We start from the raw sequence: 21,457 nt of genomic DNA, 5'->3' as shown, positions 1-21,457 counted from the left end.
AACATGGCGTTTTAAAATACTAAGTTTGCAGGAATAAATATATTCAAATGAAGAAGTTATACCTAATTTGTTTTTTTCTCTTAGGACAATTAAGCTGGAGTCAGGATATGGATAAGGAAAATATCGAGAATTTAATTCAGGAATTCTTTGTGGCTTTTCACGCTCAAGATTCAGCGACCTTGAAAATCCTTGCGCATCCCCAAATCAAAATGCAGTCGGTTGCAATTGATTCGGTCGGAAATACCAGTCTTTCCAGCATAGCATATGCAAGCTTTTTGAAATCTATCGTCTCCATTGATGAATCCATAAAATTCAAAGAGGAATTACATGGGTTTGAAATTAATATAAATGGAATGATTGCTAATGTAAGCACACCGTATTCCTTCTATGTAAATGACCAGTTAAGTCATTGTGGCGTGAATACTTTCCAGTTGATGAAATCCGAAAGTCAATGGAAGATAATTTACCTTGTTGATACCCGCAGTAAACTGGGATGTCCATGATTATTCTAAATCTTTTACACAGCGGAACCCCAGGTGTTCCAAACCGCTTTCGGGGGTAGAGCTCATTCTTGCTGCATTGCGGTATCCGCTACAATAAGACTCACTGCATAAAAAAGAACCCCCTCGAATTACTTTTTGCTGTTTGTTATTGAAATATTCTTTAAAATAACCATCGGTTCGTTGTGCCAACCTTGTATAGGCATTAGGATAATAAGTGTCCAAAACCCACTCCCAGGTGTTTCCTGAAATTTCATAAAGTCCGAACCCGTTAGCAGGTAAACTCTTTACCGGCGCTGTATCCTCAAAACCATCTTTTATTTCATTGTTTATAGGAAATTCACCCTGATGAAAATTAACAAATTCGGTAGCCTTTTTAAAATCGTTTCCCCAGTGATAAATTTGGTTTTCTTTACCTCCCCGAGCCAAATATTCAAATTCTGCTTCAGTTGGTAAACGTTTTCCTGCCCATTTAGCATAAGCCATCGCATCGTACCAGGAAACCTGCACCACGGGATGATTTTCTTTTCCTTCAATAGAGCTTCCAGGACCTTGTGGATGTTTCCAGTTGGCTCCTTTTTTAAATTTCCACCATCTTTGCGGATTATCGGGATCAAAGGTCATCGCCCCTGGGGGGTATGTTTTTCCGTTAATTTCAAAACTACGCTCTGCCGTGGTTACGTAGCCGGTTGCATCTACAAATTCCCGAAATTCAGCGTTGGTGACCTCGGTTTTGTCTACCCATAGCCCTTTGATAGTTTCTGTATGCTGGGGAAATTCGTCTCTACGGGCCTGCTTGGAATTACCACCCATTTTGTACTGGCCACCTTCTATTTTAAGCATCCCGGCAGTTGAAACTGAATCACGTTCTTCAATTTCTGCAATTTCTTCCATGTAATTATCAAAATAGGATTTTTTAGTTTCCTTATTATTTTCCTCAGGTGCTTTAACAGTCTCATTTTCCTGATTTTTACAACTGGAAAATGAAAAGAAAATGAAGGCGATAATGCTAAATTTAAAAATGTAGGAATTCATTTTTTAATTTTCAGGTAAAGATAGTTGCGGTAAAAGTAATAAGCCGCGAAACTCAGAAATAATTTCATAAGTTCACGGCTGAAATAAAAAAATTGGAAAAAATTATGGTTTTAGCACCACTCTGAAACGTGCTTTATTAGTGATCATCTTTTCATAAGCTTCACTTACTTTATCCAGAGGAAACTCTTCAATTTTTGGAAGTGTTCCGGTCATTGCGCTAAATTTCAAAGTATCTTCAGAATCAATTGCAGTACCACTTGGCCAACCGGCAACAGATTTTCTTCCCATTAAAAGTTCCATTGGGGAGACTTCAATAGGATCTCCGGTGGCAGCTACCATTAGTAGTTTTCCATCAATTCCTAGTCCTCCGATTACAGAAGTGATCGCTTCGCTGTGGGGAGCGGTAGCCAGTATTAATTTTGCACCTCCCATATTTTGTAATTCCCTGGAAGCATCAGTTTGTTTCGCATTTATAAAATGGTGCGCGCCCAATTCTTTGGCCAGTTCTTTTTTGCTGTCGCTGGTAGAAATTGCCACGGTACGCATACCCATTTTCGCGGCATATTGAATGGCTAAATGCCCAAGGCCGCCAATTCCCTGGATCGCAACTGTATCCCCGGCTGTAATTCCTGAATTTCGTAAAGCGTTAAAAACCGTAATCCCGGCGCAGAGCAGGGGGGCAGCCTCCGCCGAAGACAATTCTTCTGGAATACTCGCAACGGCTTCCTGTGGTGCGGTCATATATTCAGCATAACCGCCATCATAGGAGATCCCACTGATTTTCGCATTTTCACAGCTAATAAAATCCCCACGTCTGCAGGGTTCACATTGAAAACAATGGCCACCGTGCCAGCCTATCCCGACGCGTTGACCTTTTTTCCAGTTTTTCACGCGAGCACCTACTTCCTGTACAATTCCCACCACTTCGTGCCCAGGAACGCGGGGGTACTCAATACCTGGAAATGCACCTTCTTTAACAAAAGCATCGCTGTGGCAGATACCGCAAGCTTCTACCTTAATTAATACTTCATTCTCTTTTGGTGAAGGTTTATCTATTTCTACAACCTTAAAATCACCACCTTTTTCTTTTACCTGTACTGCTTTCATAACTTGAATTTTTTTTGAAACTTGAAGTTACAAAATGCATAAAGGCTTCTGTTTTAACCCTATGTTAAAAAAGTTTATAAAAGCTTCGGAAGTATGAAGAATACTACAATGCCGTTATTCATGGCGTGCATGGTGATGGGCCAGATAAGATTTCCATTTTCGATTTTGATTTTCCCAAAAAAATAACCTGCGATAATCCGGGGAAAAATTAGGAGGAATAAAATCATATCGAATTGCCAGCCTTCCACGTAATTCCAGATGTGAACCAGGCCGAAAATCAGCGAGGTAAGCAACCAGAGCACTTTGTAATTTCGGTACAGGAAAATACGGAATCTGCGAAATGGCCGGGCAGGTTTTAAAGATTGTAAAAAAAGAAAGATTATTATTGCCGATATAATTACCAGGGTATATTTGAGAAGGGAATGCGCTTCTTGTGGAATAAAACCCAGGCCGACGAAAGCAATCACTGCACAAATAAAAATATAGATTTCAGTAAAAGATGGCTTTATAAGTGTTCGGAATATACTTTCTTCCAGCAGCGGTGCGATGATTACTGCCATAATCACAAATGCCAAGGGATTCTCATCCATCAGGTCAAACAATTCTGTCTGTTGGTATTTTTCCAGGTCTAATTCAGGTAAAAAAGTGTTTAAAAACCCCAGTAAAAAGAAAAACAGGAAATAGGTGCCAAGCATCAACCAATAGTTGCGAAAGAGATTGCTGACTTTGGGTGGGATTTTAGGGAACTGCAAAGTTTTTGTTTTAAATATCACCGCAATTTAAAACTGTCTTTTCATTAAGCAGTAGATTATGAAATGTTTTTATGATAAAAATTTCCCAGTTCGCTACCACTTTCTGGCCTGGGGGTTTAACAATCGCTTAAATTCACTTTGACTGCGAGTCCGCCTTCTGAGGTTTCCTTGTATTTGGAGTTCATATCTTTTGCAGTGTCCCACATGGTTTCAATAACTTTATCCAAAGGTACCTTTGCTTTGGTGGCATCACTTTCCAGTGCGATTTCTGCGGCGTTGATGGCTTTGATGGCTCCCATAGCATTTCTTTCAATACAAGGTACCTGAACCAAACCGGCAATAGGATCACAGGTTAAACCCAGATGATGTTCCATGGCTATTTCTGCAGCCATTAAGACTTGTTCTGGGGTTCCCCCCAGCAGTTCGGTTAATCCGCCGGCAGCCATTGCCGAGGATACACCAATTTCAGCCTGGCAACCGCCCATGGCAGCAGAAATTGTGGCGCCTTTTTTAAAGAGGCTACCAATTTCACCGGCCACAAGCATAAAACGTTTCATATCTTCAAAAGTGGCTTGGTGATTTTCTATGACCATATAATACATCATAACCGAGGGCACGGTACCCGCGCTACCGTTTGTTGGTGCGGTAACTACTCGTCCAAGGGAAGCATTTACTTCATTTACACTAATGGCAAAACAGCTTACCCATTTAAGAATTTGTCTGAATTTAACTTCGGTTCTTCTAATGGCACTGATCCATTGCTCGGGCGAATCATATTTTTCATCAGCAATAAGGCGCTGATGCATTTCAAAGGACCGACGTTTGACATTAAGTCCGCCGGGAAGTGTACCTTCGGTATGGCATCCAATATACATGGACTCTAGCATCACGTCCCATATTTGCTTCAAACCCGAATTTATTTCTTCCGGGCTTCTAAGGGATTTTTCATTTTCCAGGACGATTTCAGAAATAAGTTTATTTTCGGCCTTGCAGTAGGCAAGGAGCTCTGTTGCTTTCTCTATAGGAAAAGGAAATTCCAGAAAGCTTTTCATTTTCCTGCTGGCGTTTTTCCGCTCTTTTTTTACAACGAATCCTCCGCCGATGGAATAAAACGAAGACGAGGATTTTTTACCGTTTGTCAGTTTTGCACGAAAGGTCATTCCGTTGGGATGAAATTCAAGAAACTTGCGATTGAATTTTACATCATCTTCCGTGCTGAAATCGATTTCCCGTTCAGCGTTGAATTGTAGTTTCCCTGTCTGGCGAATCTTCTGAATTTCTGCATCAATTGTAGAGATATCCATAGTTACCGGATCATGGCCGCATAGCCCCAGAATAGTGGCAATATCAGTTGCGTGACCTATTCCAGTAAGGGAAAGGGAGCCATAAAGATCGATATGAATGTGCTGAACCTGATGGAAAGTGCCTTTTTGCTTTAATTCAGCAATCCAGCGTTGGGCAGCACGCCAGGGACCTAAAGTATGAGAACTCGAAGGACCCACCCCCACTTTCAACATATCAAAAACGCTAATACATTCAATTTTTCGCATCGTTTAACTCCAGTTTTACTGCAAAAATAAGGATTTGTTAGTTTGATGGCGAAAGAATTGAAGAAATATTAAAATTATTTACTCCCTACCAAAGCGCAGATTTGGCAAGTGGTTCGGAGATAAAATGACAACATGTCATAAGTTTTCCGCTGGCATAATGATTGACTTTAACACCCCGAAGAATTGAAATCAATAATATAAAATTCAACCTATAAAGTTATGAGTAAAATAATTGGAATTGACTTAGGTACTACTAACTCTTGCGTCGCCGTAATGGAAGGTAACGAGCCTACGGTAATACCTAATGCCGAAGGAAAAAGAACAACACCTTCTGTGATCGCATTTGTGGAAGGTGGCGAAATAAAAGTGGGTGACCCGGCCAAGCGTCAGGCAGTAACTAACCCTACTAAAACAATTTCGTCAATTAAACGTTTTATGGGGAACAAATACTCCGAATCTTCTAAAGAAGCAGGAAGGGTTCCTTATAAAGTAGTGAAAGGTGATAATGATACGCCCCGCGTAGATGTTGACGGAAGAAAATACACTCCTCAGGAGCTTTCTGCTATGGTTCTTCAAAAAATGAAGAAAACGGCAGAGGATTACCTGGGTCAGGATGTAACTGAAGCGGTAATTACCGTACCAGCTTATTTTAACGATTCTCAGCGCCAGGCTACAAAAGAAGCCGGAGAGATCGCCGGTTTGAAAGTAAGCCGAATTATCAACGAACCGACTGCAGCAGCACTTGCTTATGGGCTTGATAAAAAATCTCAGGACCAGAAAATCGCTGTATATGACCTTGGAGGTGGTACTTTCGATATTTCTATTCTTGAATTAGGTGACGGGGTATTTGAAGTTTTATCTACCAATGGGGATACCCACCTTGGTGGTGACGATTTCGACGAGGTACTGATCGACTACCTTGCAGATACCTTTCAAAAAGCGGAAGATATTGATTTAAGAAAAGATCCAATGGCACTTCAGCGTTTGAAAGAAGCTGCGGAAAAGGCTAAAATCGAGTTGTCTTCTTCTACTCAAACCGAGATCAATTTACCATATGTAACGGCAACCTCAAGTGGACCAAAACACCTTGTGGAGACCATTAGCCGTTCAAAATTCGAGCAATTAGCGTCTGATTTAGTAACCCGTTCTATGGAACCTGTTAAAAAGGCCCTTAGCGATGCGGGACTTTCAAAAAGTGATATCGACGAAGTAATTCTTGTTGGGGGGTCTACCCGTATTCCTAAAATTCAGGAAGAGGTAGAGGCCTTCTTTGGTAAGAAACCTTCAAAAGGAGTAAACCCAGACGAGGTTGTTGCCATTGGTGCAGCTATTCAGGGTGGTGTTTTGACAGGAGATGTAAAAGATGTATTGCTACTAGATGTTACCCCACTTTCTTTAGGTATTGAAACTATGGGAGGTGTTAACACGAAGTTGATAGAATCTAATACCACGATTCCGACCAAAAAATCCCAGACCTTCTCTACTGCAGCCGATAATCAACCTTCGGTAGAAATACACGTATTACAGGGGGAACGTCCAATGGCGGCAGATAATAAAACAATTGGTAGATTCCATTTAGACGGAATTCCACCGGCACCAAGAGGAACGCCTCAAATTGAAGTAACCTTTGATATCGATGCCAATGGTATCATCAAGGTAAGTGCTACAGATAAAGCAACCGGAAAATCTCAGGATATTCGTATCGAGGCTTCTTCAGGATTAACCGAAGAGGAAATAGAGAAAATGAAGAAAGAAGCTGAAGCAAATGCTGAAAGCGATAAGAAGACCAAAGAAAAGGTAGATAAGCTTAATGAAGCTGATGCTATGATCTTCCAAACTGAGAAGCAGTTGAAAGAATTTGGAGATAAGATTTCTGAAGACAAGAAAAAGCCGGTAGAAGAAGCTTTAGAAGAGTTGAAAAAAGCTTATGAAACTAAGGAACTGGATCAAATCACCCCAGCTTTAGATAAATTGAACGAAGCCTGGAAAACAGCTTCTGAAGAAATGTATAAAGCACAGGCTGAGGCTCAGGGAGGCCAGGCAGGACCACAACAAGGTGCAACAGGAGCCCAGGGCGATAAAAAAGACGGAGGCAACGCCAAAAGTGGAGACGATGTTGAAGATGTAGATTTTGAAGAGGTTAAGTAAGCATAGCACCAGTTTTCAAATCGCATTGCATTTTGAAAATTAAGTGAATTGCTTATAAAATTAAAAGCGCAATTTTCCAGAATATTGGAGGATTGCGCTTTTTTCATTTTAACAGGCAACCATTTGGTAGGTATTACATCTATTATATAAATACCAACATGATGAAAAAAATTATACTATTTGTTTGTGCCTGCTTTCTATTTGCGTGTGAAAAAGAGGAGGATTTATTGCTAATGAAATAAATCTTGACTTTAAAAAGTTCCAAGAATTTGAAGAAAGGGAAGTAAATTATTCCAGTTTAGACTTAGCTGGAATTATTAGTTTTCTAGGAAGAGCCGTTATAACTTATAGCGGGGAATTATTAATATCCAAGATTTCCTGAAGGTGGTACACCGGCAAAAGAGCGTTGTTTTGATTTGGATTAAGCATTGTAAGGGTTTGGTCGGTTTAGACTGCTATGATTTTTTAATTGCGATACACAATGGAGAAACGCAGGTAATCAATGAAATATTAGGAGTTAGTAATTTAGTTGGTGGTATAGATACCGTTACTAAACTATTTTTTGTAATCAGATCTGAAGGTTACTGGGTTGCTATAAGTAATCTTGAATGAGGTGCTTATAAAAAAATAGAAGATGATTTTGAAGTTATTGCTACCAAAAAATATCAGACTGTATCCCATTATTAATCCATAGGTACCACCTTAAAGCTTCGTATAAAGGAGATATTACATTCCTGGCTGAAGAGCAATATTCTCATTTTGAGGATTATATTTAATTTCTCTAAGCCACAAAAGTATAATATAAATACACAAAATTAAAAACGACTAAAAGAGCAAAACACAGGAGGCTGAAAATCTTATAAGTTTGGCCCAGCCGCTGTTCTTTTGGCATTTGTGTACCGGTGACCAGTTTGTAATTAAACCATGCCAGAAATGGGGCGGATAGAAATGAAAGTCCTGCGGCGAAATCTACTAAAATTGTAAATGAGCCCGAGAGAAAATACAAAATTGAAAGTGATAGCACCGGAATAATGAAAATGGAGATCTTGTAGATTTGCCATTTTATTTTTTTGTCTTCGACCTTATCTTTATTACGAATTTTTAATTCAGAAATCACCCTGGGGTAGGCATCGGTGACGGTTAACACCGTACTGAGCATGGTTATAAAAGCCGCTACCGAGATTAAAGGCTTACTCCACTTTCCAAGGGTTTTTCCGTAAAGCTCTACCAACTGACCCGAGAACTCCACACTATTGCTCGAAAATGAAGTGCCACTGCCATACATAACTAAAACCCCGAGTAGAAAGAATAGCAAGCCGATAAAGGCGGCAGAAAGATAGCCTACATTAAAATCGGCAAAAGCACCTCTTACAGAAATCTTCTGATTGTTCTGGATCGCCTTTTCTTTGGTCCATATAGAATGCCAAACAGAAGCATCTAAGGGAATAGGCATCCAGCCCATAAAAGCGATGATAAAACCCAAACTGGCCGTGGTCCATAGGGAAGGTGGTTCTGTATGGGCAACTTGGTTTATTGTTCCTGCTCCAAGAGCCATTATTACCGCCGCGAGCGTGGCCAGGGTTAATAGGGTCACAATGATTTTCATACTCTTATCGAGTCCTGGGTATTTTCCAATTAAAAGCAGGACGATACAGGCTACCAGAATTACTCCGCTCCATAAAAACAGAGACCAGCCAAAATTGAATAAACGTTCCGCCAGGCCAGCCGTTACAATAGTTACTGCGGCCTGGATAATAAACATACTACCTATTGTAATTATAATATAGGTCCAGTAAGGAAAATTCCCGAGTTTTTTATAACCACTTATCAAGTGATTTCCAGTGGCCGCGGCAAACCTTGGCCCAAATTCAAGGAATGGATATTTTGAAATACAGGCAATAATTAAAACCCAAATTAAGACAAATCCATAATCCGCACCGGCCCTTGTGGCCTGGACCAAATGGGAAACCCCAATGGCTGCACCTGCAAGTAAAAAGCCAGGCCCAATACTTTTTAAAATGGAGGTTTTAGAAGTAGTTTTTTGTTCCATTTAAATTAGATTCAATGCCCCGCACCATGATTTTATTAGAACGGGATAGTCCAGAAATCAATTTAAGCAAATTCAGCAATAAATTTAGTGTTTATCTCGTGTCCCCCTTTATAGGTTCTGATCTTTAAATTACTGGGAAATAATTCGTTTAATCTTTTTTCTTCCACTTTAATAATTCCGTTTTTAAGATACGCATCTTCAGTTCCGTAGATAAACGTAAAGTTTGTTTTATTTAAAAACTGAAAATCCTCCCTGGTTAATTCTGCAGGTAACTTCCCCGAATGCATTATATATTCATCACAGGGGATCTTTCTCTTTGCTATCCACCTGCTTGCTACCGAAACACCCTGGGAATAACCTAAAATAATTAATCTGGATGAGTTTTCAAGATTTTCAGCTTTGTAAACTTCGTCCAGATAATTCAGGACATTTTCGCTTTCCATTTGTGTGCGTTCTTTAGTAAGCCAGGAAGCGCCAACATGCTTATATTCATTGTTAAGATAATACTTAGCTTGAGCCTGGGGAGCGATAATGTAATTTTCTTCGGCATCTAAATGATGAAAATGCCTGAGAAAATATCGGCTTAAATAACCAATTCCGTGGCAAACCAGCCAAACTGTTTTTGTTTTACTGGTAAAATCGTTTAAAACACTGTAGGTGTTGGTGATCTGATAAGAAAGCTGCTTTTCGGTACTCATTTTTCTGGGCCGGTTTTGTATTTTTACAAAGAAACCAATCTTATTGCTATGACCAAAGAGGAAATCCTGGAGCTTTCGAAAGAGATGTGTAAAAACACACTTATGGAAACCCTGGATATTGAATTTACGGAAGTTGGGGACGATTATTTGATCGCCAAAATGCCGGTTACCCCAAAAGTGCACCAACCCGATGGGGTTTTGCACGGCGGAGCTAGCGTGGCTTTAGCTGAGAGTGTAGGAAGTATGGCTAGTTATGTTTTTCTAAATACTAAAGAGTTCTTTATCCGCGGCATTGAAATTTCAGCGAATCATTTAAAAAGTAAGGCGGAAGGATTTGTCTTTGCCAAAGCAACTTTTCTTCATAAAGGCCGCACCACACAACTATGGGAGATCAGGATTACCGATGAAGCCGAGAACCTGGTTTCTATCGTTAAACTTACTACTATAGCATTGCCTAAAAAGAGATAGAAATGAATAAGGAAGAATTTTTTAAAAGATTAGAAACGCAAATTAATAATGGAAGGCCTTTGGTGGCCTACAGGGATCCTAAACTCAAAAGTGGGCTCACCAGGGCTTTACTTCAGGATTCAGCTGAAATTTATGAAACCTCAGATTTTAGCCAAAGTGGTTTTATTTTTGCCCCATTTGATATCGCTGAAAAGGTGCTTATAATTCCCTTGGAGAAAGCTGAAAGTATTGTTACTGAATTTCCTTCCGAAAATGCTAACAGGGATAAGGAAAAAGACCAGGAATTCCCACCGGCCTATACCAATGCCAAAGCAAAAATTCAACATGAAGAATTAGTGCAGAAAGCAATTGATGCCATAAGGCAAGGCGAATTCAAAAAAGTGGTCCTCTCACGAAAGGAAGATGTGCAAACCGCTCTTGAAGCCCTGGAAATTTTTAAGAATCTGCTAAAGAAATATGAAACTGCTTTTGTGTATTTATGGTTTCACCCTCAAACAGGCATTTGGCTTGGCGCCACCCCGGAAGTTCTTTTGCGTGTAGAACGCGGTAAATTTAGAACAATGGCCCTTGCCGGAACCCAGTCCTTTCAGGGAACTATTAATGTAAATTGGGAAGATAAGGAGATCGAGGAACAGCAAATTGTAACCCAGGCAATCCTGGAAAATTTAAAGGATAAAGTCGCTGGAACGATTCATAGATCAGAACCTTACACCAGCAAAGCTGGAAATTTGTTGCATCTGCAAACCGATATAACAGGCATGCTGGAACCAAAAAGTTCCACTCTAAAAGAGCTTATTTTAGCTTTACATCCAACACCTGCTGTCTGTGGGCTTCCCAAAGAAAAATCAAGGAAATTTATCTTGAAAAATGAAGCCTATAATCGGGAATTCTATTCGGGCTTTTTAGGTGAATTAAATATGAAAAAAGAGATCAAACGAAATGGAAACCGTAAAAACCAGGAGAACCAGGCCTATGCAAGCATTGTAAAGCATACTTCCTTATTTGTGAACCTACGTTGTATGAAACTCGATGCGGGGAAAGCTCGGTTATTTATTGGAGGCGGTATCACCAAAGATTCCGATCCTCCAAAGGAATGGCAGGAGACCGTCAACAAATCCTATACGATTAAATCAGTGCTTGTTAAATAAGCGCAAATCCTGCAGCTAAAATCTTTTTGAAATCGTAATTTTGATACTATTGAATTGCTTTTTAGCTCGGGACCTGGAATAGGTCCAGATTGATTATATAACTTACTAAATAGAAAAGCTCTCGGCAGTTTCTCTGGAATACTATCCGGGGCTGCGGAGTCTACAAAATAAACTTTGTGAAATATTCCAAAATACCTGTTGCCAGATCTATTGTAGCCCTTTGCGTTGCTAAAAACATACATCACGTAGTAATTTCCCCGGGTTCCAGGAACGCCCCTCTAACTATAGGATTTACGCACCATCGGGACATTAAACCTTATAGTATTGTGGATGAACGTTGTGCGGCTTTTTTTGCACTGGGAATGGCCCAGCAATTGCAAAAGCCTGTGGCGCTTGTCTGCACCTCGGGCTCTGCCTTACTCAATTACTATCCGGCCATTGCCGAGGCTTTTTACAGTGATATTCCTTTGGTCATTATTTCCGCCGACCGTCCCATAGAACGAATAGATATTGGTGATGGACAAACCATTAGACAGAAGAACGTATTTGAAAATCATATTTTATATTCAGCCAATTTGCATTCCGAGTTGGTGCTGGATTTCCAGGCGAGGGATAAAAAACTTCAGCAAAAACAATTCGAATCTCAAAAACATAATGAAAGGGAGATCAATCTTGCACTCAATAAAGCGATAGAAGGAAAAGGGCCGGTTCATATTAACGTGCCGTTTTACGAACCTTTGTATGATCTTGTAGAGGATGCAGAGGTGAATCCCATTGAGATTTTACCGGAAATTAAGGAGCGAACCTATACCGAGAACCAGTTGGCCAGCTATGCTGCTCTATGGAACAAGGCTAAACGGAAAATGGTGATAGTGGGTGTTGCCCAGCCTGGGGCTGTAGAAAAGAAGTTTTTGGAAGAACTCGCACAGGATGATTCGGTTATTGTCCTTACGGAAACAACTTCCAATTTAAATCATTCCGAATTTTTTACACGGATAGATACCTTGATCGGACCCATCGAAAAGGACGAAAACCGCGAGGAATTATTCAAAGCCCTGCAGCCTGAAATTTTGCTCACCTTTGGAGGAATGATCGTTTCCAAAAAAATCAAAGCCTTCTTAAGAAATTATCAACCACAGCAACACTGGCATATTGATTCCAAGAAAGCTTATAATACTTTTTTCTGCCTTAACAAGCATTTTGAAACAACGGTAAATTCCTTCTTTTCACATTTTTTTCCACTCACTGAAAAAAATGAAAGTGATTATGGTACATTTTGGAAACAAGTAAAAAACAAACGCCAAATTCGGCATAGGGAATATATGAACGAAATTCCTTATTCTGACCTGAAGGCGATGCAGGAAATCGTGCCACAGGTTCCTGATAAATATATGGTGCACCTGGGGAATAGTTCTACCATTCGTTATGCGCAATTATTTAGATGGAAGGAAAGCCTGCGTATTTTTTGCAATCGCGGTACCAGCGGAATTGACGGTAGCATTTCTACCGCTGTTGGAGCAGCCTGCGTGAACCGTGAGCCCACCCTTATGATTTCTGGTGATCTAAGCTTTTTCTATGATAGTAACGCGTTATGGAATAATTATATCCCCAGCAGTTTTAGGATAATTATTTTAAATAACAATGGTGGCGGTATCTTCAGGATTTTACCTGGAAATAAGAATACCGAGAATTTTGAAACTTATTTCGAAACCACCCACCAGCTTCAGGCAAAATTTTTAAGCCAAATGTATGGCTTGCAATATCAGTCGGCTAAAAGTCCGGAAGACATCAAGATGCATTTAAAGAATTTCTTTAATGATTCGCCCCAACCTAAACTTTTGGAAATTTTCACTCCCAGAACAGTCAATGATGAAGTACTGCTGGAATATTTCAATTTTATGAAATCTTAAGATTTTAAATTCGCAGAAAAATACTCATTTCGGTAACTTGGTAAGGAATAATCCAAAATATTGTAATTATGAGTACAAAAACCGATGAAAAAGTAGGGAAATACATCCAGGATGTAAAAGACAAAACGGGGGAGGAGCCCGATGTGGATCTGCTGAGAAAGGTAACCGAATCCTGCGGACCCAGTATTTTTAGAACTGATGCTGAAACCGTTTCTGGTTCTTCAGAAACCGAATTGGAAACTATTAAGCGAAATTTCCTTATTAAAAAACTGGGCTTAAAGGATGACGAAAAACTGGATGTGGGATTAAATGCCGTGATGGAGAAGTACGGAAAGTCTAACCGTAATAAATACCGCGCGGTGGTTTATTACCTGCTTACTAAATATTTTAAAAAGGAAAGTGTTTTTAAATAATTGAAGCAAGGAATATTTTAGAAATCCGTTTTTCAAGAGGAAGAACGGATTTTTCCCTTTTATGCAAAAGCCGTAAAATATAAAGTATCTTTGCACTCAAAATTTAGATTATGCTTAGAATCGGCGAAAATCATACACTTAATATTGTCAGGGAAACCGAACCTGGACTTTTCTTAACAGATACTCAAGGAGATGAAGTTTTACTTCCGAACAAATATATTCCTGAAACCTTTGAAATTGGTGATGAAATCGATGTTTTCGTTTACCTGGATCACGAAGAAAGACCGGTAGCTACCACTTTAGAGCCTTTGGTGAAACTAGATGAATTCGCTTTTCTAAAATGTGCTGAGGTAACTGAATTTGGTGCCTTTTTGGACTGGGGACTGGAGAAACATTTATTTGTTCCCTTTAAAGAGCAGGCCTACCCGATGAAAAAAGGTGGGCGCTACCTTATTTTTTGCTATTTGGATGAAGATACTGATCGTTTGGTAGCTTCCAGTAAAGTACACGCATTTTTAGATAATTCGGAGCTGACTGTTGAGCCTTTTGAAGAGGTAGACCTTATAATTAGTAATAAAAGCGATTTAGGGTACAATGTAATCATCAATCAATTGCATTTGGGTTTGATTTATCACGATGATGTTTTCCAGGAAATAAATGTAGGCGATGAAATGCGTGGGTTTATCACTAAAACCCGTCCTGATGGGAAAATAGATGTGAGCTTGCAAAGACCGGGTTATAGGAGTATTGAGCCAAACGCTGAATTGATCCTCGATAAATTAAAGCAAAATGATGGTTATTTAAACCTTACTGATAAATCCTCTCCGGAAGCAATACACAGTCAGTTGGGGATCAGTAAAAAGAGTTTCAAGCGTGCCGCCGGGAATCTTTATAAACAAAGAAAAATCGAAATTAAGGACGACGGGCTTTACCTGAACCAAAACGAAAATTAGTAGAAGTAACGACCGCTGGCAGGGGAATAATAGGAGTTATAATACATCCTTCGTTGTGTCTGCCGGTGTAGTGCATTTTGATAAATCCGCTGATTTTGATAATAGGGATTGGAATTAAGAGCATCGTTATAGACCTCGTCTTTATCCCTTATTCTATAGTTGTTGGTAATCTCAAAAGCTTTTTTCTTTTGCGTCCTTGTAGGTAATGGAGAGCCAATATCGACAGTGGGTTTTTGCATATTTCGCTGTTGCTCGAGAATTCCTACCATATCTACGCTTGAAGGTTTATTATCGTCAACATTTAGAAATTCGCCACTGGGAAGATCAAAATCGCCTTTAAAGAATTGTTGTCCAAAACTAAGGTCGCTCCACGAAGGTTCTATGCTGTAATTGCTGATTTCAAAATCACCCATATCCCAGTACTCCTGGGCAGAGACTGTGGTTATGCTAAAGAAAAACAGGCTTAGGAAAAGGATACGAAAATTCATTTTACGACTTTTGTATTTAGTACAACAAAAACAATGCAAATCTATTTGTTGCGCAAAGATATTAAGATAAATTGAAAAGCTTATTTTTGAATAAAATAAAGACTTATGAGTGAAATCAACTGGAAAACAGTAAAGCAATACGAAGATATAACTTATAAAAAATCAGGTGGTGTGGCAAGGATTGCTTTTAACCGACCCGAGGTTCGCAATGCATTCAGGCCTAAAACTACCTCCGAACTTTTAGATGCCTTTCATGATGCTCACGAGGATACATCGATTGGCTGTGTCTTACTCTCTGCTGAAGGACCATCCCCCAAGGATGGCAAATGGGCATTTTGTAGCGGGGGTGATCAAAAAGCACGTGGACATCAGGGCTATGTGGGCGAGGATGGTTATCACCGGTTGAATATTCTTGAGGTTCAGCGTCTAATAAGGTTTATGCCCAAGGCTGTGATTTGCGTGGTTCCCGGCTGGGCTGTTGGTGGCGGGCATAGTTTGCACGTGGTTTGTGATCTAAGCCTGGCCAGTAAGGAAAACGCCATTTTTAAACAAACAGATGCCGATGTTACCAGTTTTGATGCTGGGTATGGGTCCGCATATTTGGCCAAAATGGTTGGTCAGAAAAAAGCTCGGGAAATCTTTTTTTTGGGAAGAAACTATTCAGCCCAGGAAGCCTATGAGATGGGAATGGTAAATGCCGTAATTCCGCACGATGAGCTGGAAGCCACTGCTTATGAGTGGGCACAGGAAATTATGGCCAAGTCGCCTACTTCTATAAAAATGCTAAAATTCGCAATGAATATGACCGATGACGGCATGGTAGGTCAGCAGGTTTTTGCGGGAGAAGTTACGCGCCTTGCTTATATGACTGATGAAGCCAAAGAAGGCCGTGATGCATTTCTGGAAAAGAGAAAACCCAATTTTGACAAGAAATGGATACCATAGGCAAAGAATTTAGTAATAAGCAAGTAGATTTAACTTCTCTGCCCAGGTATGAATCGGTGGATTTTTCCTCAGTATCGCCTAAATATCTTATTAAACTCCATATTCAGACGGGCATTTTTATGCTCGTCTTGTTAATTGGGCTTGGAGTCTTCTGGTTCTTTCAATTAAATCTTCTACAGGTAGCGATTATTTTTACAATTTTAATACTCGCTTTTGTACTTAGGTTTTGGAATAATTACAAGCTCCTTCAAAGCCTGGGTTTTGCTTTACGGGAGAAGGATATTATTTATAAAAGGGGGTTTATCTTTAATAAGGCTACGGTTATCCCATTTAATAGGGTGCAGCACGCATCGATTTCAAGAGGGGTCTGGGATAAAGTTTTAGGCATTTCCAGCCTTAATATTTTTACCGCCGGTGGAAGTGGGAGTGATATCACCATCCCCGGACTGGAACCGGAAAAGGCAGTCCGGCTAAAAGAAGCCATCGCAGTTAAGATCACCCAGGATGAATCCTAAAGCATATCATACCGCACAACATCAATCCAAAGCCGGGGTTCTTCTTATCTTTTTCTCCAGTCTTTATAAAATTTTCAGGACCTTTTGGGCCCTGGGTGCATATTTATTAATAAGTGGCCCCAGTAGGACCACTTTAGTATATACTGGCCTGGGATTGTTACTATTGGGTATATCAACCTTAATCTATAGTTATTTATATTACCGCAAATTTGTTTATTATATAGATTATAATCGGGAAGAATTCGTTCTGGAAAAAGGAATTTTTTCTACCGAAAACACCGCTATTCCTTTTAATAAAATTCAACAGGTTTACTTTAAGCGATCCATTTTGCAACGGATAATAAAGGTTTACAGCCTTGTAATCGATACAGCCGGAAGTAACCAAAAAGAAGTAGAGATAAAAGCTATTTCAGGAAAAGACGCCAACAGGCTGTCTGAAATTCTTTTAAAAGCAAAAGCTGAAAAGACCCAGACACCAACATCGCAAGTAGAATCTACACAAGCAGAGGAAGGTGATGGGGGTATGTGGACCCATAAGGTTGGAATTCTCACGCTACTCAAGATTGGCATCAGTACAAATTACTTAAGGGGCCTGTCCTTGATCTTCGCCTTTGTAATGACTATTTACAATAGGATAAATACCTATTTTAAGGATCGCATGGAAGATGTTCAAGTATACTTTGATCAGTTTTCCGGCGTTTTACAATCCATAGGGTTTTTAACGGTTCTTTTTCTGCTGCTTTTGCTGTTGAGTATTTGTATTACTATTATTGAAGTCTTTATTAAGTACTATGGCCTTAAGATTCAGCAGAATAAAGATAAAATAGAGGTGGAGATGGGTTTGAAGACCAATACAAAGGTTTCGCTTCAACCCAGAAGGCTTCAGTTAATGCGAATTAATACCAATCCGGTACAGAAAAGATTAAATCTTTTTGAGGCTCAACTTTTCTTATCCAGTAGTGAGAATGAACTTAAAAAGAATAAAATAAAGATCCCGGGACTCGGAGAAGAAATCGTAAAAAAAATAAAATATTTTTTATATCCTGAATCTGCCAAAACCCGATTTAACACTACTTTCAGGCCTGATAAATTATTACTCTTTCGTAAAATTTTCCTGGTCATGATTCCGGTTTTGCTTTTCCTGGCCCTATGGTATGTCACCGGTTTTATAACCCTCTCATTATGGGCTGCCTTAGTAGTATCGGCTATTTATATTGTTCTGGCCATAATTGTACAAATCCTGGCATTTAAGGCCCGGAAACTCATTATCAGTGAAGAATTTTTACAGAAGAAAACAGGATTTTGGAATAAGACAGAAGAAACCCTGGAACTGTTTAAAATACAATCCATAAGTGTAAACCAACCCATCTGGTATAAAAGAAAAAACCTGGTCAATGTGGTTTTCCATACAGCCGGGGGTGACCTTAGGTTTTACGCGGTTACCAAGGATATATTACCATATGTAAATTATGTATTGTATAAAGCTGAAGTAAGTTCGAAAAACTGGATGTAACTGCTAAAATACATTGATAAGATCATTAATTTTCGAAAGCAACGCAACCTTTTCTACTTTTTGTCATCTTTTATATAGACTAAAAAATGATTTATATGAAATTCTTCAATTTTTCCTTTGGCATTTTATTTATTTTGGTTCTGTTTTCGTGCTCCAAGAACGAGAATGAATACCGTCAAATAAAGGGGGAGAGCGGAACCAGCTTTAGCGACAGTAAGGATGCCTGGATTGAACTTAAAGCTATCAATGGGGAATCCTACCGTTATACCACTAGTTTTATTTCCTGGTCCGGATATGGAAGCCGAACAGTCCTAAGTGTGAAAGATGGGCTTATTAGCAAAAGGGAATATCTTTATTTCCAGCAGACCTTCAATGAGGAAGGTGAAATGATAGAAGTTGAAATAGAGTCTTATACGGAAACCGGAGATCAAATCGGTAGAAACGCTGAAGGTTTTGAGCCTTTGCTTATAGACCAGTTATATGAAACCTGTATTTCGGAATATTTAAAGGTCAGTAGAGAGCAGCACGAGGTTTTCTTTAATACTGATCAGGCTGGGTTAATTTCTGATTGTGGCTTTTTTGAGAAGGGCTGTGTGGATGATTGTTTTACCGGCTTCAAAATAAGTGAGTTTAACTGGCTTTAAGGATTATAGCTAAAACTAAAAAAAATCCCAGGACTAAATTTACCCTGGGATTTTTGCTTTGAACAATTAACAAGGTTTACCGTATCGCCGGGTATTCTTCCGGGTTTACTTCGTTAAAAATAGCATAAACCTTTTCAAAAATGTCTTCTGCAGAAGGTTTGCTAAAATAATCCCCATCGGTGCCATAAGCAGGACGGTGTTCTTTCGCAGTAAGGGTTTGTGGTTTACTATCGAGGTATCTCCATGCATTTTGCTCGTTTAATACCTTATCTAGAATAAAGGCAGAAGCTCCTCCAGGAACATCCTCGTCTATAACCAGAAGTCGGTTAGTTTTTTCCACACTTTTTACAATATCGTGGTCCAAATCAAATGGAAGTAAGGATTGTACATCAATCACCTCGGCCTTAATCCCGAATTCATTTAATTCTTCGGCGGTTTGGGCTACAATTCTTAAGGTTGAACCATACGAAACTAAGGTAATATCACTTCCTTCTCTTACCGTTTCCACTTTTCCGATGGGAGTCCTAAGTTCTGATAAGTTGCTGGGTTTTTTTTCTTTTAAGCGGTATCCGTTTAGGCATTCTACCAAAAGGGCAGGAGTGTCCTGTTCGAGTAAAGTATTATAAAATCCTGCAGCTTTGGTCATATTTCTGGGTACCAAAACATACATTCCGCGTACCAGGTTTAGGATTCCACCCATCTGTGAGCCACTATGCCAGATTCCTTCCAAACGATGACCACGGGTTCTTATAATAAGCGGAGCCTTTTGTTTTCCTTTAGTACGGTATTGTAATGTGGCCAGATCGTCGCTCATTCCCTGTAGGGCATACATGACATAGTCCAGGTATTGAATTTCAGCAATAGGTCTTAAACCTCTCATAGCCATTCCAATTCCCTGTCCAAGAATGCTAGCCTCTCTAATACCTACATCGGCAACCCGCAGTTTTCCATACTTTTTTTGTAATCCTTCCAGTCCCTGGTTTACATCTCCTATTTCACCGGCATCTTCTCCAAAAATCAGGGCTTCAGGCCTATTTTCGAAAATTTGGTCGAAGTTATCACGTAGAATAATCCTTCCGTCAACTTCGGAGGCATCATGATCATATTGCGGCAAAACTTCTGATTGAAGATCGGTTGATTCCATATATAAATGACTGTTGTAATCCTCAGCCATAGCCTTTTCGAAATCGCTGAACCATTCCAGAAGTTTAGATTTTTCTTCAGAATTTTCTTTTCTAATGGCTCTTAAAGTCTTCCGGGCCGCAAGGGCAAGATCTCTTTTAAGGGGTTCTTTTTTGCCGTTAAGTTCCTTTGCAAATTTAATAACCGCGTCTTTTTGATCGGTGGTTTTCGCTAATTTTGAAAGTATGGCAAGCAGTTGTTTTTGCCGGGCTTTTGTAGGTTCTAAATAATTGTTCCAGGCGGTTCTTTTTCCTTCTCTAACCTTGCGTTTTATTTCCTTTTCAATCTCCTGCAGCTCCTGGTCAGAACTGATATTGTTTTCGATGATCCATTTTCTAAGTTTTACGTTGCAATCGTTTTCCCGTTCCCAGGATAAACGTTGTTCGTTTTTGTAACGTTCGTGAGAACCGGAAGTAGAGTGGCCTTGTGGTTGTGTGAGTTCTACCACATGAATGAGCACAGGAGAATGTTCTTCTCGGGCTATTTTTTCGGCTTTTTCATAGGCTTCCATCAGCCCTACATAATCCCAGCCATTGACCACAATTATCTCGTAACCCTTATTCTCTTCATCTCTTTGGAAACCTTTTAGGATCTCAGAAATATTTTCTTTGGTCGTCTGGTGTTTTGCATGAACCGAGATTCCATACTCGTCATCCCAAACACTCATCACCATAGGTACCTGAAGCACACCCGCTGCATTGATGGTTTCCCAAAAATGTCCTTCGCTGGTACTGGCGTTTCCGATGGTTCCCCAGGCAATCTCATTTCCGTTATTTGAAAATTTCTCCGGAGAAAGCCCTTCTACATGTCTATAAATTTTCGAGGCCTGTGCCAGTCCTAAAAGCCTGGGCATCTGGCCGGCAGTAGGGGAGATATCTGCACTGGAGTTTTTCTGTTCCATCAAATTTTTCCAGCTTCCGTCTTCATTAAGACTATGGGTGGTAAAATGACCTCCCATTTGTCTTCCCCCGGACATCGGTTCATTTTCCAGGTTGGAGTCGGAATATAAACCGGCAAAGAATTGTTCTATGCTCAACTGATCAATAGCCATCATAAAAGTTTGATCCCGATAGTAACCAGACCTGAAATCGCCATTTTTAAAAGCTTTGGCCATAGCGAGTTGTGGCACTTCCTTTCCATCGCCAAAGATTCCGAATTTAGCCTTTCCAGTAAGCACCTCGCGCCTTCCTAAAAGGCTGCATTCACGGCTGGTAAAGGCTATCTCGTAATCTGCCAGAACCTCGGCTTTAAAATCTTCAAATGAAATTGAATCTTTCGTTTGTATTTCGCTTTGCATGAACGTTATTTTGAATAATAACAAATGTAACGAAAACTTCGATTGTACACAATTCATTAAAATCAAAATATTTTAAGAAAAGTGTATTTTAAAGTATTTTTATTATAATTATCGAAACGAAATAACAATAATAAAAGGAAA

19 protein-coding genes are annotated in these 21,457 nt (G+C 39.7%); 11 read left to right on the top strand and 8 right to left on the bottom strand.

What is annotated here, in order from left to right:
• The first annotated feature begins 47 nt into the window (after positions 1–47).
• Positions 48–503, top strand: coding sequence for a nuclear transport factor 2 family protein (locus DET49_RS09415; protein WP_133547849.1), 456 nt, complete (start codon positions 48–50; stop codon positions 501–503).
• On the opposite strand, the gene DET49_RS09410 is transcribed toward DET49_RS09415, so the two are convergent.
• The 4 genes from DET49_RS09410 to DET49_RS09395 form a co-directional block, all read right to left on the bottom strand.
• Positions 504–1,535 (bottom strand): formylglycine-generating enzyme family protein, encoded by a 1,032-nt coding sequence (locus DET49_RS09410; RefSeq protein WP_133547848.1) that lies wholly within the window; start codon positions 1,533–1,535, stop codon positions 504–506.
• Between the two features lie 102 nt (positions 1,536–1,637).
• Positions 1,638–2,642: an alcohol dehydrogenase gene (locus DET49_RS09405; RefSeq protein ID WP_133547847.1), complete on the bottom strand. Its 1,005-nt coding sequence runs from the start codon at positions 2,640–2,642 to the stop codon at positions 1,638–1,640.
• 74 nt (positions 2,643–2,716) lie between these two features.
• Positions 2,717–3,394 carry a CPBP family intramembrane glutamic endopeptidase gene (locus DET49_RS09400; protein WP_243729597.1) on the bottom strand — a complete coding sequence of 226 codons (678 nt, stop codon included), beginning with the start codon at positions 3,392–3,394 and terminating at the stop codon, positions 2,717–2,719.
• A 116-nt stretch (positions 3,395–3,510) separates the two neighbouring features.
• Positions 3,511–4,944, bottom strand: a complete 1,434-nt coding sequence (locus DET49_RS09395) for an L-serine ammonia-lyase (RefSeq protein WP_133547846.1) — start codon at positions 4,942–4,944, stop codon at positions 3,511–3,513.
• Positions 4,945–5,163: 219 nt separating this feature from the next.
• Here DET49_RS09395 and dnaK point away from each other — a divergent pair, with 219 nt between their 5' ends.
• Positions 5,164–7,092, top strand: a complete 1,929-nt coding sequence (gene dnaK / locus DET49_RS09390; protein WP_133547845.1) for a molecular chaperone DnaK — start codon at positions 5,164–5,166, stop codon at positions 7,090–7,092.
• Between the two features lie 781 nt (positions 7,093–7,873).
• On the opposite strand, the gene DET49_RS09385 is transcribed toward dnaK, so the two are convergent.
• Entirely contained in the window at positions 7,874–9,142 is a 1,269-nt protein-coding gene (locus DET49_RS09385) for an NRAMP family divalent metal transporter (RefSeq protein ID WP_133547844.1), read from the bottom strand.
• Between the two features lie 62 nt (positions 9,143–9,204).
• Positions 9,205–9,840 (bottom strand): alpha/beta hydrolase, encoded by a 636-nt coding sequence (locus tag DET49_RS09380; protein WP_133547843.1) that lies wholly within the window; start codon positions 9,838–9,840, stop codon positions 9,205–9,207.
• Between the two features lie 48 nt (positions 9,841–9,888).
• Between DET49_RS09380 and DET49_RS09375 the strand changes: the two genes are divergently transcribed.
• From DET49_RS09375 to DET49_RS09355, 5 genes are all read left to right on the top strand, one after another.
• On the top strand, positions 9,889–10,308 hold the full coding sequence (locus DET49_RS09375; RefSeq protein ID WP_133547842.1) for a PaaI family thioesterase: 420 nt from the start codon (positions 9,889–9,891) through the stop codon (positions 10,306–10,308).
• 2 nt (positions 10,309–10,310) lie between these two features.
• Positions 10,311–11,456 carry a chorismate-binding protein gene (locus DET49_RS09370; protein ID WP_133547841.1) on the top strand — a complete coding sequence of 382 codons (1,146 nt, stop codon included), beginning with the start codon at positions 10,311–10,313 and terminating at the stop codon, positions 11,454–11,456.
• 176 nt (positions 11,457–11,632) lie between these two features.
• Positions 11,633–13,366, top strand: coding sequence for a 2-succinyl-5-enolpyruvyl-6-hydroxy-3-cyclohexene-1-carboxylic-acid synthase (gene menD / locus DET49_RS09365; RefSeq protein ID WP_133547840.1), 1,734 nt, complete (start codon positions 11,633–11,635; stop codon positions 13,364–13,366).
• Between the two features lie 68 nt (positions 13,367–13,434).
• Positions 13,435–13,779, top strand: coding sequence for a DUF2853 family protein (locus tag DET49_RS09360; RefSeq protein ID WP_133547839.1), 345 nt, complete (start codon positions 13,435–13,437; stop codon positions 13,777–13,779).
• A gap of 110 nt (positions 13,780–13,889) precedes the next feature.
• Positions 13,890–14,732: a S1 RNA-binding domain-containing protein gene (locus DET49_RS09355; RefSeq protein ID WP_133547838.1), complete on the top strand. Its 843-nt coding sequence runs from the start codon at positions 13,890–13,892 to the stop codon at positions 14,730–14,732.
• On the opposite strand, the gene DET49_RS09350 is transcribed toward DET49_RS09355, so the two are convergent.
• A complete protein-coding gene (locus DET49_RS09350; protein ID WP_133547837.1) occupies positions 14,729–15,220 on the bottom strand; it encodes a hypothetical protein in 492 nt (163 codons plus the stop codon). The genes DET49_RS09355 and DET49_RS09350 overlap by 4 nt on opposite strands.
• A 105-nt stretch (positions 15,221–15,325) precedes the next feature.
• On the opposite strand from DET49_RS09350, the gene DET49_RS09345 reads away from it, so the two are divergent.
• The 4 genes from DET49_RS09345 (at position 15,326) to DET49_RS09330 (ending at position 18,837) form a co-directional block, all read left to right on the top strand.
• Entirely contained in the window at positions 15,326–16,165 is an 840-nt protein-coding gene (locus tag DET49_RS09345) for a 1,4-dihydroxy-2-naphthoyl-CoA synthase (protein ID WP_133547836.1), read from the top strand.
• On the top strand, positions 16,153–16,680 hold the full coding sequence (locus DET49_RS09340) for a PH domain-containing protein (RefSeq protein WP_133547835.1): 528 nt from the start codon (positions 16,153–16,155) through the stop codon (positions 16,678–16,680). The genes DET49_RS09345 and DET49_RS09340 overlap by 13 nt, the downstream gene beginning before the upstream one ends.
• A complete protein-coding gene (locus tag DET49_RS09335; protein ID WP_133547834.1) occupies positions 16,670–18,193 on the top strand; it encodes a PH domain-containing protein in 1,524 nt (507 codons plus the stop codon). Before DET49_RS09340 ends, DET49_RS09335 begins: the two co-directional genes overlap by 11 nt.
• A 95-nt stretch (positions 18,194–18,288) precedes the next feature.
• Positions 18,289–18,837 carry a hypothetical protein gene (locus tag DET49_RS09330; protein ID WP_133547833.1) on the top strand — a complete coding sequence of 183 codons (549 nt, stop codon included), beginning with the start codon at positions 18,289–18,291 and terminating at the stop codon, positions 18,835–18,837.
• 76 nt (positions 18,838–18,913) lie between these two features.
• On the opposite strand, the gene DET49_RS09325 is transcribed toward DET49_RS09330, so the two are convergent.
• On the bottom strand, positions 18,914–21,316 hold the full coding sequence (locus DET49_RS09325) for a thiamine pyrophosphate-dependent enzyme (protein ID WP_133547832.1): 2,403 nt from the start codon (positions 21,314–21,316) through the stop codon (positions 18,914–18,916).
• Positions 21,317–21,457 lie beyond the last annotated feature (141 nt).

This window comes from Salegentibacter sp. 24, from assembly GCF_004362395.1.
Classification (GTDB): Bacteria; Bacteroidota; Bacteroidia; order Flavobacteriales; family Flavobacteriaceae; genus Salegentibacter.
Note: the sequence above shows the minus strand (reverse complement) of the source record. Positions and strands in the feature narration are given on the sequence as shown.